General features: G+C 44.2%; 15 protein-coding genes and 1 pseudogene. 12 read left to right on the top strand and 4 right to left on the bottom strand.

Translation table 11 applies throughout. The features are described 5' to 3' along the window. Positions 1-244: 244 nt before the first annotated feature. Together EWV68_RS11590 and EWV68_RS11595 are read right to left on the bottom strand one after the other, a co-directional pair. Entirely contained in the window at positions 245-1,288 is a 1,044-nt protein-coding gene (locus tag EWV68_RS11590) for an N-acetyltransferase DgcN family protein (protein ID WP_002798374.1), read from the bottom strand. Then, complete coding sequence (locus EWV68_RS11595; RefSeq protein WP_287169856.1) at positions 1,281-2,333, bottom strand: dipeptide epimerase; 1,053 nt, start codon at positions 2,331-2,333, stop codon at positions 1,281-1,283. Before EWV68_RS11595 ends, EWV68_RS11590 begins: the two co-directional genes overlap by 8 nt. 207 nt (positions 2,334-2,540) lie before the next feature. On the opposite strand from EWV68_RS11595, the gene EWV68_RS11600 reads away from it, so the two are divergent. The 9 genes from EWV68_RS11600 (at position 2,541) to EWV68_RS11640 (ending at position 10,148) form a co-directional block, all read left to right on the top strand. Then, positions 2,541-3,704 (top strand): LptF/LptG family permease, encoded by a 1,164-nt coding sequence (locus EWV68_RS11600; protein WP_287169858.1) that lies wholly within the window; start codon positions 2,541-2,543, stop codon positions 3,702-3,704. Positions 3,705-3,764: 60 nt separating this feature from the next. Then, positions 3,765-3,932 carry a hypothetical protein gene (locus EWV68_RS11605; protein WP_002759244.1) on the top strand — a complete coding sequence of 56 codons (168 nt, stop codon included), beginning with the start codon at positions 3,765-3,767 and terminating at the stop codon, positions 3,930-3,932. Between the two features lie 231 nt (positions 3,933-4,163). Continuing rightward, positions 4,164-5,507 (top strand): adenylosuccinate synthase, encoded by a 1,344-nt coding sequence (locus EWV68_RS11610; RefSeq protein WP_061432860.1) that lies wholly within the window; start codon positions 4,164-4,166, stop codon positions 5,505-5,507. A 27-nt stretch (positions 5,508-5,534) separates the two neighbouring features. Further along, positions 5,535-6,092 carry a 50S ribosomal protein L25/general stress protein Ctc gene (locus tag EWV68_RS11615; RefSeq protein WP_061432861.1) on the top strand — a complete coding sequence of 186 codons (558 nt, stop codon included), beginning with the start codon at positions 5,535-5,537 and terminating at the stop codon, positions 6,090-6,092. A gap of 872 nt (positions 6,093-6,964) precedes the next feature. Beyond that, positions 6,965-7,954 (top strand): DUF389 domain-containing protein, encoded by a 990-nt coding sequence (locus EWV68_RS11620; protein ID WP_012265219.1) that lies wholly within the window; start codon positions 6,965-6,967, stop codon positions 7,952-7,954. 86 nt (positions 7,955-8,040) lie between these two features. After that, positions 8,041-8,304: a DUF3146 family protein gene (locus tag EWV68_RS11625; protein ID WP_002798367.1), complete on the top strand. Its 264-nt coding sequence runs from the start codon at positions 8,041-8,043 to the stop codon at positions 8,302-8,304. 254 nt (positions 8,305-8,558) lie between these two features. Then, complete coding sequence (argC, locus tag EWV68_RS11630) at positions 8,559-9,620, top strand: N-acetyl-gamma-glutamyl-phosphate reductase (RefSeq protein ID WP_061432863.1); 1,062 nt, start codon at positions 8,559-8,561, stop codon at positions 9,618-9,620. 53 nt (positions 9,621-9,673) lie between these two features. Continuing rightward, on the top strand, positions 9,674-9,856 hold the full coding sequence (locus EWV68_RS11635; RefSeq protein WP_147069368.1) for a hypothetical protein: 183 nt from the start codon (positions 9,674-9,676) through the stop codon (positions 9,854-9,856). Between the two features lie 163 nt (positions 9,857-10,019). Next, complete coding sequence (locus tag EWV68_RS11640; protein WP_260324513.1) at positions 10,020-10,148, top strand: hypothetical protein; 129 nt, start codon at positions 10,020-10,022, stop codon at positions 10,146-10,148. Positions 10,149-10,235: 87 nt separating this feature from the next. On the opposite strand, the gene EWV68_RS11645 is transcribed toward EWV68_RS11640, so the two are convergent. Next, positions 10,236-11,528, bottom strand: coding sequence for a D-alanyl-D-alanine carboxypeptidase (locus EWV68_RS11645; RefSeq protein ID WP_287169859.1), 1,293 nt, complete (start codon positions 11,526-11,528; stop codon positions 10,236-10,238). A 149-nt stretch (positions 11,529-11,677) separates the two neighbouring features. On the opposite strand from EWV68_RS11645, the gene plsX reads away from it, so the two are divergent. From plsX to fabD, 3 genes are all read left to right on the top strand, one after another. Beyond that, entirely contained in the window at positions 11,678-12,733 is a 1,056-nt protein-coding gene (plsX, locus tag EWV68_RS11650; RefSeq protein ID WP_271947527.1) for a phosphate acyltransferase PlsX, read from the top strand. A 190-nt stretch (positions 12,734-12,923) separates the two neighbouring features. Beyond that, positions 12,924-13,925, top strand: a complete 1,002-nt coding sequence (locus tag EWV68_RS11655) for a beta-ketoacyl-ACP synthase 3 (protein ID WP_061432865.1) — start codon at positions 12,924-12,926, stop codon at positions 13,923-13,925. Positions 13,926-14,095: 170 nt separating this feature from the next. Next, positions 14,096-15,022 carry an ACP S-malonyltransferase gene (fabD, locus tag EWV68_RS11660; protein ID WP_061432866.1) on the top strand — a complete coding sequence of 309 codons (927 nt, stop codon included), beginning with the start codon at positions 14,096-14,098 and terminating at the stop codon, positions 15,020-15,022. Positions 15,023-15,183: 161 nt separating this feature from the next. Here the strand turns inward: fabD and EWV68_RS11665 are convergent. Further along, positions 15,184-15,565 (bottom strand): annotated as a pseudogene (locus tag EWV68_RS11665) (IS1634 family transposase); the annotation flags it as partial. Positions 15,566-15,679 lie beyond the last annotated feature (114 nt).

A 15,679-nucleotide genomic window follows, 5' to 3' on the forward strand; every position in this document is an offset into this window, starting at 1 on the left:
GATAGCTCTGATACCAAATTATTGAGATAAACTCTCATTAAGCTGGCGATCGCTGACTAGAGTGTGACACTTCATAATTCTTAGTAATCGCTAAAAGTCTTACTATACAAGGGCTAGAGAAACTTTTGATTTCAACGACCAGGGTGCGGAATGTGGGATACAACATAATCATAGTATTCATTCAATCATTCCCATCACAGTTGAGACTAATTGTGTGATGGACTATGATTGAATTGATCACTGTTTACTGTTTACTGATCACTGATAATAACCCTTGACCACCAAAACGGACAACATCGGTACAAAATAACCCCGTTTCCTCCTGCACAGTTTCTATAGCTTGAACTGCCGCCTCCGGACTAAGATGAAAAGTATTTAAACTAATCCCTTTTACCTTCACCTCCCCGAAACTTCCCCCGGCGCTGGCAGTCATTTCGTAGAGTTTAATCACTTCTGTTAGGGGAGGGATGAGAATATCGGGTAAATCATTGATATGAATTTGTCCAGCGCGATGGACGAGAATTAACCCCGTTGGTTGACTGCCACGCATTAAGGGCAAGGTAGCAGTCGAACCAGGGTGTAAAAGGGAGCCTTGACCCTCAATAAACAAAATATCGTTATTTTCCGCCGATTCTAACACCAAAGCCTCGATCGCACCAGCAGCATAATCGACGCGCACTGCATCCAAGGGTACACCCTTCCCCGCGATCATAATTCCCCCCTGTCCAGTGGCTAAAAATTGCGATTTTAGCCCTTTTTCTGGGGCAACCCGATGTAATTCGATGCTAGTGGACATTTTGCCCACACTCATATCCGTGCCTACGGTTAAAATACGCTGACAGGTTAAATTTTTCGCCCGCGCTTGCCCAATTTTTAAGTCTTGGGGTTCCAGACGGATATCCCAAATCCATTGATCCGGTTTAAGCTGAGGAAAAAGGGGTTTTAGGGGTGTATGGAGACCATTAACGAGGGATAACCCCGCCTTTACCCCCTCTTTGATTTCTTCTAGCCAATGGGGGGGTAAAATGCCTCCTGAGGGTGCGATGCCAATTAACAGGGTATCGGGATGATAGGTTAAAGCTTCCCTAACACTAGCAACAATCGGCAAGGGGCGATCGATTCCGGCCACTTCTTTTAAGGCGCTGCCGGCGTTTTCTGCGTCAATAATCGCCACTACCTGCGCTTTCCCGTAACGCAGATAACTTAATCCGGTTTTGCCGCGAGTTCCTTTGATTCCTTCATGGAGAAGAATCGCTACTTTCTTGTCAGGAGTCAAATAATTAGTCATCTTTTATCCGTAAACTAACACCCAAACCGGGTGAATTATTTGGTTGTAAACGTCCCTTTTCTAAGCTTAATCCCGTGAAGGGATCATCGCGTAAATTTAAATGACTATCTAGGTCAAGATAGTTGACAAGCGGGCCAAGATGTGCTAGGGCAGTATTGGCTAAACTGCTGTCAGAGTAACATCCGAACATAATTTGCAGTCGGCAAGCTTGGGCAATATGAATCATTCTCTGCACTTCGGCTAATCCACCGGCTTTCATTAGTTTAATATTAATGCCGTGGACTCGATCGGCCAGTTTCGGGATATCTTGACTAGAAAAACAGCTTTCATCGACGAAGATAGGTAGGGGCGATTTTTGGTATAAATCAATTAAATCTCGTTCTTGTCCGACGGATAGGGGTTGTTCCACATAAATAACGCCTTTTTCCTCTAACCATTGGCACATTTTCACCGCATCGCTAAATTTCCAACCACCATTAGCATCGACAGTTAGGGGCAAATGGGGGACAATTTCTTTAATAGCTAGAATTATGGCTTGATCGGCTTCTATACCGTCCGGTGAGCCTAATTTGACTTTTAATAAGCTAAAATCGCCGATTTCTAGCCAATCTAACAGCCTTTTCTGCACATTTTCTGGAGAATTTAAACCGATAGTAACAGAAACCGGCGGAATTAAAGAGCGATCGAGTCCAAAAATTTGCCAGAGAGGTAAATTAGCTTTTTTGCCTAACCAGTCGTGCAGTGCCGTATCAATAGCGGCACGAGTAGCCGAAGATATCTGATTTTGCCATAAAATTTTCTCAATTTCTTGGCGTTGACAGGGATGAAAAGATTGTAAAATAGGAGCGATCGAGTTTAATTCTTGCAGGATTTTATCGGGTTTTTTCTCCTCGCTGGTAATATCAAAAGGGGATGCCTCTCCCCAACCTTCGATATTTTCCTGGCTAATTTTCAGCCAGATATTAGTATTTTCGCTGGTAGTGCCGCGACTAATCCTTAAAGGTACTCGTTTATGAATAGTAAAAGTTTGCCAGTTTAGCAGCATAATTCACCTAGGGATGATCGGGGAATAGGAACAGAAAAATTATCTACACTTACCCAAATCCTTACTTCTGTCCACTCTCCCCGCAATCATACAACTTCCGGCGGTGTTTTTCGTCAAAGACAAAATATGATAGGCTAACCGAAGGTGTAAGCAAGACGGCTGCGGGTTAGGAAATGGGATGAAATAGGAGTGAGTTAACCAAAATCAATGATTAAGAAAAAGATTTCTTACTGGGTAAATGGAGGTATTGCCCTCATTGATCGCTATCTGATCAGCCAACTACTACCCCCATTTTTATTTAGTGTTGGTTTATTTGCCTCTTTGGGAGTAGCGATCGGCAATCTTTCCGATTTAGCTAATCAGGTAGTTGATGCTAATCTACCCCTTGTCTCGGCCCTAGAAATTCTCCTGTTAAAAGTGCCAGAATTTGTCACTTATTCCCTGCCGGTTTCTCTTTTGCTGGCCACTTTAATCACCTACGGTCGTTTAAGTAGTGATAGTGAAACCGTTGCCCTGCAAAGCTGTGGAGTCACTCTTTATCGTCTTTTTATACCCACTTTTTGCCTGAGTTTAATAGTTACAGTTGTGACATTTTTATTAAATGAATATGTGGTTCCCAATGCTAATTATCGAGCCACAGAAATTTTAGTGCAGAAAATTAATAAAGAAGCAAGTTTTTGGAAAAATAAAGATTTTTATTATCCCGATTATGAAATAAAAACCCTAGAAAATGGTACGATTAATCGCAATTTAATAAGTTTATTTTATGCCGAACAATTCGACGGGGAAAAGATGAAAACCGTCACCGTTATCCGTTGGCTAAAACAAGAATTAAATCAAATTATTATCGCCGATTCGGCCCGTTGGAATGCCGTCGATAACGTCTGGGACTTTTTTAACGGCATTATCTATGAATTAACCCCCCCTAACGCCTCCTATAGCCAAGTTATCCCCTTTAAAGCCGAAAAAATCGCTTTATCTCGCTCCGCTTTCGATTTTGCTCGTCAAAGCCGCGATCCCTACGAGATGAACATACCACAGGCGATCGAATATGTGCAACTGCTCAAACTCAGTGGCGATGATAAGAGAGTCAGGTTTTTTCAAGTGCGAATCCAGCAAAAAATCGCCTTTCCCTTTGTCTGTATCGTCTTTGCTACCATAGGTTGTGCCTTGGGTTCTCTACCGCAAAGAATCGGTCGGGGAACCAGTTTCGGTCTCAGTGTCGCCATTGTTTTCCTCTATTATCTTTTAAACTTCTTAGTCGGCAGCTTGGGACTAACCGCCACCCTCTCCCCCTTCTTAGCTGCCTGGCTGCCTAACTTTTTCGGTTTTGGGTTAGGTCTGTGGTTATTATGGCGACTTAACGGTTAGACTTTTTTGAAAATTTTCGTCAAGATAGGAGACGTAGAGTTATAGCAGGCCCCTTAGTCTATGTTTCCCTTCTTCTTTAACACTTGTGGCAGCACTTCCCGCCAAGAATGTCAAGAGCGTAAATTAACATTCCTCAAATGGATGCGCGATGACCTCGAAACCCGTCTAGCGGGATTAAATGCCGCTATCGAAACTATCGAGCGTCAAATCAGTCGGGAAGGTCAATAAACCCTGAAAATAGGCGAGTTTTCCCCTCGCCTTCTCCCCACAATTAGCTAAGAGAGATAACTACCTAAGCAAAATTAATTACACATATCTAACCCCGCTCTTGCCTCTTGCCTCTTGCCTCTTGCCTATCTTCACTAGGAAATTAATTTTGCACGACTACTTAACTTGACAGTTGTATTCGCCAAGAGGGATAATAGCAGTTTGTGTGAACTTTAGCTAGACTAAAATACCTTGGCTAACGTTATTGTAATCGGCGCTCAGTGGGGCGACGAAGGAAAAGGAAAAATCACGGATCTGCTGAGTCGATCGGCGGATGTGGTGGTGCGTTCTCAAGGTGGCGTAAATGCGGGTCATACCGTCGTCGTCGAGGGTCAAACGTTCAAACTCCATCTAATTCCCTCTGGGATTCTCTACCCGGATACGGAATGTATAATCGGCTCAGGAACAGTCATAGATCCCTCGGTGTTACTCAAAGAGATGGCGCAATTACACGCCCTCAATGTCACCACCGACAATCTCTATATCTCGCAAACGGCTCATGTCACTATGCCCTATCATCGGCTGCTCGATCAAGCATCCGAGGAAAAACGGGGTAAATATAAAATCGGCACCACGGGAAGGGGTATCGGCCCCACCTATGCCGACAAATCCGAGCGCATCGGCATTCGAGTCATCGACTTGATGAATACCGAGAATCTGCGGCAAAAACTAGAATGGACGATCAATTATAAAAACGTCATTTTAGAAAAGTTATATAACTTACCGCCTTTAGATGCGAAGACGGTGATCGAGGAATATCGAGAATATGCCGAGATACTGCGTCCCCATGTGGTCGATAGTTCCCTAAAAATCTACGAAGCAATCCGCAAGCGTAAGAATATTCTTTTTGAAGGGGCCCAAGGCACCTTACTCGACCTCGATCACGGAACCTATCCCTACGTTACCTCCTCCAATCCGATCGCCGGCGGTGCTTGTGTGGGTTCTGGCATCGGTCCGACGGTAATCGATCGAGTGATCGGTGTGGCCAAAGCTTACACCACTAGGGTAGGTGAAGGTCCATTTCCCACGGAATTAGAGGGGGAGATCGAGCAGTTATTGTGCGATCGTGGGGCGGAATTCGGGACTACCACCGGCCGTCGTCGTCGCTGCGGTTGGTTTGATGCGGTGATCGGTCGTTACGCGGTGCGAATCAATGGTTTAGACTGTCTAGCGATCACCAAATTAGATGTTCTCGATACCCTAGAGGAAATCAAAGTCTGTGTTGCCTACCAATTGGACGGCAAAACCTGTCGCCATTTGCCCAGCAGTGCGATGGAATTCGCCCGTTGTCAACCGATTTACCGAACGATGCCGGGGTGGCAACAACCCACCAGCGATTGTCGGAGTCTGGAAGACCTGCCCAAACAGGCCCTCGATTATCTAAAATTCCTAGGGGCGATCATGGAAGTACCGATCGCTATTATCTCCCTAGGAGCTAGTCGCGACCAAACTATTATCGTTGAAGACCCCATTCACGGACCCAAACGCGCTCTTTTGGACGAAAATGGCTCACCTTGGGATAATCACGAATTTTAAATCATTGTCAAAGAGGATTAGTCAACTATGCAAGTTAGCGTTGAATGTCAAAAAAGACCGGAGAATATTAACCCCAGGGCCCTACGTCGTCAGGGTTTGATCCCGGCGGTTCTCTACGGCCACAACGGCACAGAATCGGTTTCCCTCGTGGTGGGAGAAAAAGCGGCCTTAACCCTGCTCAAAAAGGCCTCGGTGAATAATACCCTGGTGGATGTTAATGTCCCCGAAATGCCCTGGACGGGAAAAGCTTTGATCCAAGAGGTACAATCTCATCCTTGGAAAAGAAATCTCTATCACCTCAGTTTCTTCTCGGTGTCTGCCCACGGTAAGCTCGATATCGTTGTTCCGATTAAAGCCATGGGAGAAGCGATCGGAACCAAACAGGGCGGTTTAATCGAACAGTTCGTTAACGAAGTTAATGTCTCCTGTATTGCCGATAATATCCCGGACGTGATCGAATTTGATGTTTCGGAGATCGGTGTGGGGCAATCCCTGCTCGTGGGTGATTTGAAAATGCCAGAAGGGGTGACTTTAAAAGATGATCCCCATACCACCGTTTTTGCCATTGTTGCCGCTAAACGGTAAATTCAGTGATCGGTGGTCGGGTGATCGGGTTTTGGGGTGATAGGGTGATGAGACAGCTTCCCCCTCCCCAACCCCCACTCTGCCATAACTGCTACTGCATACTTTGTGCTTTTTGTCAAAAAAACTTTTTCTTGGCAATAAAACTACACAAAAAAAAGATCATCGTTGTGGGTGAAATTGACCGATTTACCCGTCTTAATTAGGATCACCCTGTAGGTGTGGCGAGGGTTTCAAGCATTGCTGTCCAAAAAAGCACAGGGTAAGCCACTATGAAATTCTATCAAATCGCTGTTACCACTGCAACATCGTTGTTAAATAAAAATCTTTCTCAATTAATTCTTAAGAATTTGTAAATATTGCTAAATGTTAATTTAAATATTCTCAAGTTTTTGGAGTCAATAAATAATTTTTGCTTATCTTTGGCGCACATTGGGTTAGAAGTCAGGAGTCAGTATTCAGTTATCAGTCATCAGTGTCAGCTTTTTTCTCCCTTCTCCCCTCAAAAACGGCGGTTAATTTCGAGAGACAATTACGCACATCGGCAGGAGTGGGAGAATTACGATCGGGTTCTAGGAGAGGGTTCTTTAGGGCAATTTGACCTAATAATCCTAGATTATCGACAGTTATTTGCCCCTCTGGATGAGGCGAAAAAAATAGATCAATCTGTCGGGTTTCGTCGGTAATTTCTTTGCTAATTTCTACTTGGCCTAGGGGCGTTAACGAAGGCGGTCGGCAGATGGCAGCGGGCAGGAGGTTTCATCAATCGAGGCGAAGAAAAAAACGGTAAGATTAGTTAAAGAAAATGATACAAATATACATTGATTAGACAAAAAAAGCTATAAGTAAAAGAAAAGTCAATCTTCCTCAGCCCCATGACGAGAAAAGAACGGCCCCACTCGTGGTTCTCAAGAAAACCCTTGACCTGGCAACAATCGCGGACTATGTGGCGCGATTTATGGTTAGAAGCGTCCCTCGATTTTCCCTATCTAGCTTTGATTGTCAGTTCTTGTGCGATCGCTACCTTTGGCTTAGTCGCCAATAGTGCGGCCGTGATTATTGGGGCGATGATTATTGCCCCTTTGATGTTGCCGATTCGTAGTCTGGCTTTTGGTGGTTTAATTGGCAGTTGGCGATTAATTCGTAAGTCGGCCTTGGCGATTTTAGTTGGTACGATCATCGCTTTAGCGATAGCTTGGTTGCTAGGATTATTGATCGGAATTTCCGAATTTGGTAGTGAAATTCAGGCCCGTTCTCAACCGAATCTTTTAGATTTAGGAGTAGCAATTACGGCGGGGGCAATCAGTGGTTATGCCAAAATAGAACCGAAAATTTCAGGTACTTTAGCGGGAACAGCGATCGCCGTGGCTTTAATGCCGCCAGTTTGTACGATTGGTTTAGGATTATCCCAAGGGAATTGGCTCCTAAGTTTGGGGGCAACTCTGTTATATATTACCAATTTATTAGGCATTGCTCTCTCCTGTTTGTTGGTCTTTTTGCTGGCAGGTTATTCTAATTTTCATCGGGCGCGTAACGCTCTAATTTTGACTTCTATCCTGACAGCAGTTTTGCTAATTCCGTTAGGAATAAGTTTTGCAACTCTGGCCAATCAAGCTCGCTTAGAAAGGTTGCTCAAAAAAGCTTTATTACAACGAACGATTACTTTTCAACGGGCAGAATTATTGGAATCTTCGATTAATTGGCTCAAGCAACCTCCCCGGGTGAGATTAGTAGTAAGAACTGCGGAAAGTATTACCCCCAGACAGGTAGAATTGTTGGAAGAATTCATTACTAAGGAAATGGGGCGACCTTTTCAATTAAATGTCTTGGTTTCTAAGGTTAATGAAGTCACTGCCCCAGAATAAAGTCGAGAAAATTAGCTCAAGTAATGACAAACAAGGATTAATTCGTTATCTTAATGTTTGATATTTAATCTATAGGTAGGGTTCAGGTGAGTGGCGACAATCGACCAGAAAGCACGGCTTATGTGCGGATAATTAAGCAATCTTGGCAAACGGGTAAATTAGAGGGAGAAGTGCGGACGGAACAATATCAATGGCGTTTTCAATGGCATTTTCTTCAAGGCAAGTTATCAGTACAACCTTCCCTAGGTAGGGCTTTGATTTTTGAACCCTTGAATCGGTTTTTAGAACGCTACGATTATCAATTAGAACCGGGAGGAGATTATGAATTTACAGTGCGCTCAAAATTTTAAATATGGGGGATTGAATTACAGCCTTTCTCCTAAGGATGAAGTTTAACCTAATTTGGCATCATAAAAGGAAAACCTTGTACCTCATCATTAAGATAACAGCCTATTGATCAAGAGAAATTGACGGTTTATGGACAACCCGGCCGAGATACTAGGTTTTTACAGGAAGTTTTTTGATTTAAATCCTGCCGGTTAGGCTAAAATTCGGCCATAGCAAAGCGTTATATTAACGATAAGAATTTTTAGGAACAAGGGAAATGACGCAAGGACAGAAGGTTTCAGTGGGTATTGTCGGTGCTTCGGGATATGGTGGCGTACAGTTGGTACGTTTGCTCAAAGAACATCCCCTTGTCGAATTAGTCTATCTGGGGGGCGATAGTAGTGCGGGGAAACCCTACAGTGATTTATATCCCCATCTCGGTCATAGTATTAATCTTAATGTGGAGGCGATCGATTTAGACATAATTGCCTCCCGTTGTCAAGTGGTTTTCTTGGGTTTACCCAATGGTTTAGCCTGTGATTTAGCCCCTCCTTTGATCGCTAAAGGGTGTAAAGTGTTGGATCTGTCGGCAGATTATCGTTTTACTAGCCTAGAAACCTATAGTAAATGGTATGGCAAGGAACGTCAGGATCAAGCGATCGCATCTACGGCTGTGTACGGTTTACCGGAACTTTATCGGGAAGATATTAAAAATGCCTCTTTGATCGGTTGCCCCGGATGTTATCCTACTGCTAGTTTAATGGCGATTTCTCCCCTGTTAAAACAGGGTTTAATTGTCCCGGAAACCACGATTATTGATGCCAAATCGGGAACTTCGGGGGGAGGAAGACAAGCTAAGATTAATATGTTATTGGCAGAAGCAGATAGTTCGATCGGGGCCTATAATGTAGCGGGAAAACACCGTCATACTCCTGAAATCGAGCAGATTTGCGGTGATTTAGCCGGTCATGAGGTGCGCGTTCAGTTCACTCCCCATTTAATGCCCATGGTTCGGGGTATCCTGTCCACAGTTTACGCAACTTTACGGGATCCTAATCTAGTGCGGGATGATTTAATCACTATCTACAATGCTTTTTATCGCGCTTCTCCCTTTGTCAAAATCCTACCGGGGGGAGTCTATCCACAAACTAAATGGGCCTGTGGTACTAATTTATGTTATCTCGGTATTGAAGTGGATCCGAGAACCGATCGAGTGATAGTGATGTCAGCGATCGATAATTTAGTTAAGGGACAATCGGGACAAGCGGTACAATGTCTCAATCTCATGATGGGTTGGGAAGAATCCCTTGCTTTGCCGCAAATGTGTTTTTATCCTTAAAAATTCCTGGATGCGTTTAACCGAGTACATCTCATTTTTGTAAATCTACTGAGTTGGGATTTTTAAAGGGAAACTATCTTCTAAAATTGGTGATCACTTCCGATTTTATCACTCAATCCAAGCCTTTGGGGGGTTCTACCCCCCAAACCCCGGAGCGCATTAGTTTTTCGGTGGGATGCTTACACGCAGCTGCTGATACATTTGTAATTATTTTAAGAGTCACTGATAATTGCTGATTGTCGGTATTTCTGCAAATGTGAGATGCACCCCGTTTAACCACACATCCTTTGCTCAATTTCGGGAAAAACTGGCAAAATTTTGTCACTATGATTGGGATGCGATGTTTACCGATTGGCTCTTCTCGACTTTGTGTGATAATTTTTGCTTATGTAAGGTGAAATGCTTATCGGGCAAGACTTTAATCGCTATTTGGCGGAAGAAACTATCAGTATAGACCTCGTTTCCACACAGAAACCAGAAGAACCACCGATTGGCAGCAAAAACAAGGAGAAAATGGCAGAAAAGTAGTCAGTTTATCGACAAAAGTGAATATAAGACCTTGCTAAAGTTCCTCACCACCAAACTAAATTTGATTGTCAAGTTGATATCAACCCCTTAGAAACCCTGACTTACCCGACTGGGATCACCTAGAAAAGCTCTTTCAGGAATCGATCCTTTAGTAGCTTCCGGGAGAATTTGCCAGTGTTGATCTAAAGCTTGTAAAACTCGATCCTGCTGATTTCTGAATCCCTCGATATTGCTACTACCAGCATTCATAATCACAAACCAAACTTTACCCCTTTCTTGGGTGGGAATTTCTCCGGCTAAGGCGCTAACTTGGGCTAAAGTTCCAGTTTTAATCATCACTCCTTTAGGAATCGCCCGCCACTGCATAGTTCCTTTGGTATCGCGTCCCCCCACCGGAAATAAATCGGCGACTTTGATCGGTTGATTGGCTAACTTGCGATCCAAGGCCTTGAGAATCTCAATAACTGCCCGGGGAGACAAGCGATTTTCTACACCCAATCCCGAACCATTAATTAATTGAATTTCCTCCTCTCCTACCCGGGTAATTTTAGTATTAATTGCGTCCACTGCCGCGGGGCCACCGAGCAACTCCGCTAACATTTCTGACATGACGTTATTACTATAAATATTCATCTGACGCAACAGTTCCGTTAAAGTTAAGGACTGATGACCCAACAATAATCGGGCATTTTCGGGGCGAATTTGACTGGCTCGAACCATGCCCAAAATCTTCACCTGTGGGGCTTGTGTGCCGCTAGGAAGGCTCTGAAAAGCTTTTTTGGTTTCTTTTGACCATTTCGATTGATCAAGCCCAATTTTCAGCAATTCTCCCGCTTTGAGGGGATCGGTGTGAAAATTCATGGCGAATTTACCCGTAACGATCAGATCGCCTTTGACCTGACGGATGCCTAATTGATCGAGGCCATTGCCCACTGCGATCGCTTCTTCCCAGACAAACAGAGGATCCCCTTGCCCTTCAATAATTAAATCTCCCTCTAACACCCCGTTTTTTACCTCTCCCGTGCTGTAAAAACGAGTAGCAAAACGATGATCGAGAGGCCAGGTTTCCACGGCGGCGAGGGTAGTGGCGATTTTAGTTAAAGAAGCCCCCGAAGCGGGCAGATTACCCTGATGATCAGCTAAATCAGCCCATTCCGTCTCAATTAAGACCCGTTGTTGACTAGAGTTTAAACCTTTTTTAGTCAAGTCTTGCAGATAATCGGCCACGATCGCCGCCACCCGGGGATCGGGAGCGGTGGGAAGGTGGAAAATAGGTTGATTTTGCCAAGAAATTAGGGGAATATTGGCGATCGGTTGGGATTGCCCCCCCAGCCAACCGAAGAGAAAGCCGAAAACTGCCAAATTAAAAACTGAGAACATCTTTTCCTTAATCGCAATGATGCCTTATTGTATAGAAATGATTGGTAATTTTTAACAATTGCTCGATCAGAAAACACTAATCCTCGATCGGCCAGCTTTTGTCAAGAGCTGCCGCTCAACTTATTAAAGATTTCTATCCCACTGACTCAATGGCAGAAACGGCATTAAATCGGGCAAGAATCGCGGTAGATGCGATGGGAGGTGACTACGCTCCCAACGAGATTATCGCGGGATCGATGCGAGCTTCCGAAGAATTAGATGTAGAAGTATTATTAGTCGGCGATTCTGAACGGATTGAGGCTTATTTCCAGCATCATCCCCGTCCCAAGAATCTCACGATCGTCCACGCAGAGGAAGTGGTGGCCATGGACGAAGAGCCGATCACCGCTATCCGTCGCAAACCAGCGGCCTCGATTAATGTGGCCATGGATTTAGTCAAACAAAATCGCGCCGATGCGGTGGTGGCCGCCGGTCACTCTGGGGCAGCCATGGCGGCGGCGTTACTGCGTTTAGGTCGTTTAAAAGGAATCGATCGCCCGGCGATCGGTGCGGTGCTGCCGACGATGTTGGCGGGTAAATCGGTGATTATCCTCGATGTCGGGGCGAATGTGGACTGTAAACCCAAATATTTAGAGCAGTTTGCCCTAATGGGGACAATTTACAGTAAATACGTTATGGGGGTTGAAGATCCGAAAGTCGGTTTGCTCAATATCGGCGAAGAACCCAGCAAAGGTAACGATCTCGCCCTAAAAACCTACGAATTATTAGAAAATAACCAGCAAATTCCCTTTATCGGCAATGCTGAGGGCCGGGATGTGCTATCGGGACAATTTGATGTGATCGTCTGCGATGGTTTTGTCGGTAATGTCCTGTTAAAATTTGCCGAAGCGGTGGGAGGAGTTATCCTACAAATTCTCAAAGAGGAATTACCTAGGGGGATACAGGGTAAAGTCGGGACGGCTTTAATTAAACCCAATCTTAAACAGATCAAACAACGCATGGATCACGCGGAACACGGTGGTGCACTGTTATTTGGAGTCGATGGGGTCTGTGTGATCAGTCACGGCAGTTCCCAAGCGCCTTCAATTTTTAACGCTATCCGACAGGCAAAAAATGCCGTTGATAATCGCGTTTCTGAGCGCATTCAAGCCTACAATGACCACCATCATCAATTAAAAAAGTTGTCGGTGAACGGTGAAGATTAAGCTGTCATCCTTTTGCTGTTATCAGTAATCAGTAATCAGTGAAAAGACGGTGGGAAACTGCTATTTAATACTGCTTACCTAATACTCAAATCTGGTCACTGATAACTGACCCACTGATAACTGACCCACTGATAACTGACCCACTGATAACTGATAACTGATAACTGATAACTGAAAAAGGGGGAATATTTTGAACGGATTCGGGTCAGCAGTCGTCATGACCGGTTGTGGATCGGCCACACCAGGGCAATTTCTCAGTAATGAAGAACTCAGTCAAATTGTCGAGACTTCCGATGAGTGGATTAAAAGTCGCACTGGCATCGGTAAACGCCATTTAGCGGATCAATCGGTGTCTTTGAGCCAATTAGCGTCCCAAGCGGCGATTAAGGCTCTAGAAATGGCTCAGGTGTCGCCTAGGGACATCGATTTGATTCTTTTGGCTACTTCTACCCCCGATGATCTGTTCGGTAGTGCGGCCCAGGTTCAAAGTCAGATCGGGGCCAATCGGGCGATCGCTTTTGATCTCACCGCTGCCTGTTCGGGTTTTCTGGTGGCATTAGTCACCGCCACCCAGTTTATCCGTACTGGTACTTACCGCAATGTCTTGGTTATCGGGGCCGATGTTCTCTCCCGTTGGGTGGATTGGAACGATCGCGCTACCTGTGTCCTCTTTGGTGATGGGGCAGGGGCGGTGGTTTGTCAAGCAAATGATACAAAAGATAACATTCTCGGTTTTGAACTCCATAGCGACGGCAGCCAGAATAGTTCTCTTAATCTCGCCTATCAGGGGGAGGAATTGCCCCTTAAGCAGGGGGTAAGGGTTCAAAAAGGGACCTATAAGCCTCTAACGATGAACGGACGGGAAGTCTATCGTTTTGCCGTGGCGAAAGTGCCAGAGGTCATCGAAAAAGCTCTCTATCGGGCTAATTTAACCACCAGTGATATCGATTGGTTAGTTTTGCACCAAGCTAATCAAAGAATTATGGACGCGGTGAGCGAGCGCCTGAAACTGCCTCCGGAAAAAGTGATCAGCAATCTCAGCGAGTATGGCAACACTTCCGCGGCATCGATTCCTCTAGCCCTCGATGAAGCTGTCAGGAGTGGTAAGGTCAAAAAAGGTGATATTATTGCTTCTTCCGGCTTTGGTGCTGGTTTAACTTGGGGTGGGATTATCTTCCGTTGGGGAGATTAATTCAGTAACCAGTAACCAGTAAACAGTAAACAGTAAACAGTAAACAGTAACCAGTAAACAGTAAACAGTAAACAGTAAACTAAAAACTCACATCTGATAACTGATAACTGATAACTGATAACTGATAACTGACCCAAACACATCTATCTATCTATCTATTTTAAGAACTTATGAAAACAGCGTGGATATTCCCGGGACAAGGATCGCAAGCGTTAGGAATGATTGGAGATTTAGCGGAAAGTGCGCTTGGCCAAGAGAGATTAGAAATAGCAGAAAGAATCCTCGGTTGGTCGGTCTGGGAAAAATGTCAAGGGGATGAAGAAACCCTATCTCGTACTCTTTATACCCAACCTTGTTTATTTGTGGTGGAGAGTATTTTAGCGGATTTGTTGCAAGAAAAAGGTCATTTTCCCGATCTAGTTGCCGGTCATAGTCTTGGTGAATATTCGGCTTTGTATGCGGCCAGGGTGTTTAATTTTGAAACAGGATTAAATCTAGTTCAAAACCGTTCCCGTTTGATGGATGCGGCCGAAGGTGGTAAAATGGCCGCCTTAATGAAATTCGATCGCACCAGTCTAGACACAGTGATTAATCAGACGGAAAATGTAGTTATTGCTAATGATAATAGTGCCGAACAAGTGGTGATTTCTGGGACTCCTGCAGCGGTGGATTTGGTATTAGGTCAAGTGAAAGTTAAGCGGGTTATGCCGTTAAAAGTATCCGGTGCTTTTCACTCTCCCTTGATGGAAAATGCTGCTATTCAGTTTCAGCAGATTTTAGAATTAGTTAATTTTCGGTCTGCAAAAGTTCCCGTTATTTCTAATGTTAATCCTAGCCAACCGATCACCGATGCGGAGGAATTAAAAAGTTATCTCATTCAGCAGATGACTAGCTCCGTAAGATGGCGAGAAATTATGTTAAAATTGCTGGATGTGGGTGTGGAAAAAGCGATCGAAGTGGGACCGGGTAAAGTTTTAACTGGTTTAATTAAACGAACTGTTCCTGCAATTGAGTTAGAAAATATCAGTCAATTAGCCGATATATCCAAGGGTAGCGATGGTACTAAATTGCAGGGTTCATTAATTGGTGTTGGTTAAATTATTTGGCAATATTTTCGATGAAGGAAGTAAATTGATAGATACCTAGCCAAAAATTTGGTTAGGTATTTTTTTAGAAAACTATCATAACTGGACTTCCCCGTTGACAAAAGGCCATAACCTATGGTGTAGGAGGGATTAAGAGAATTTCCGCCGCCCCGTTACTGGGTACAAATCAAGGAAACTCCCAATAAATCTAAAGCATGATTGTTGCAGTTGGGTCGGTCGAGTTATCTTAGAAAAACGATAACTTTCCTCTCTAATCGTACATTCTACTGTGTTCAAGCAAATTGTCCCCAAGTCTTCCAACAAAGTCCGAAAACTATGCCGAGGGATGTTCTCTTGATTCCGTTTTTTTCTCTCTTTAGACTGAGCGGATTCACTGCGACTCGCTTTAATCACATTCAGAGAACTATCATCAATTTCTTCATCCTCAAATAATAAAGGAGACAAGGACTGTTTTAAATGCCATTCCACATAATAAGCCAACATACACAAAAAGCTCTGAGCCTTCACCCTATCTCCCTTATAATGATAGATAGGGTTAGCTGAATAAATCTAAAAACCTTGTTGGGTAAGACTTTTAGACTTTTTGTCAATCAAAAAGTACCAGATATGGGAGTGGTCGGGGGGAAAATCCCTGGACTTTTTCCCTGA

The sequence above is a fragment of the Microcystis sp. M_QC_C_20170808_M9Col genome (assembly GCF_007095495.1).
GTDB lineage: Bacteria > Cyanobacteriota > Cyanobacteriia > Cyanobacteriales > Microcystaceae > Microcystis > Microcystis aeruginosa.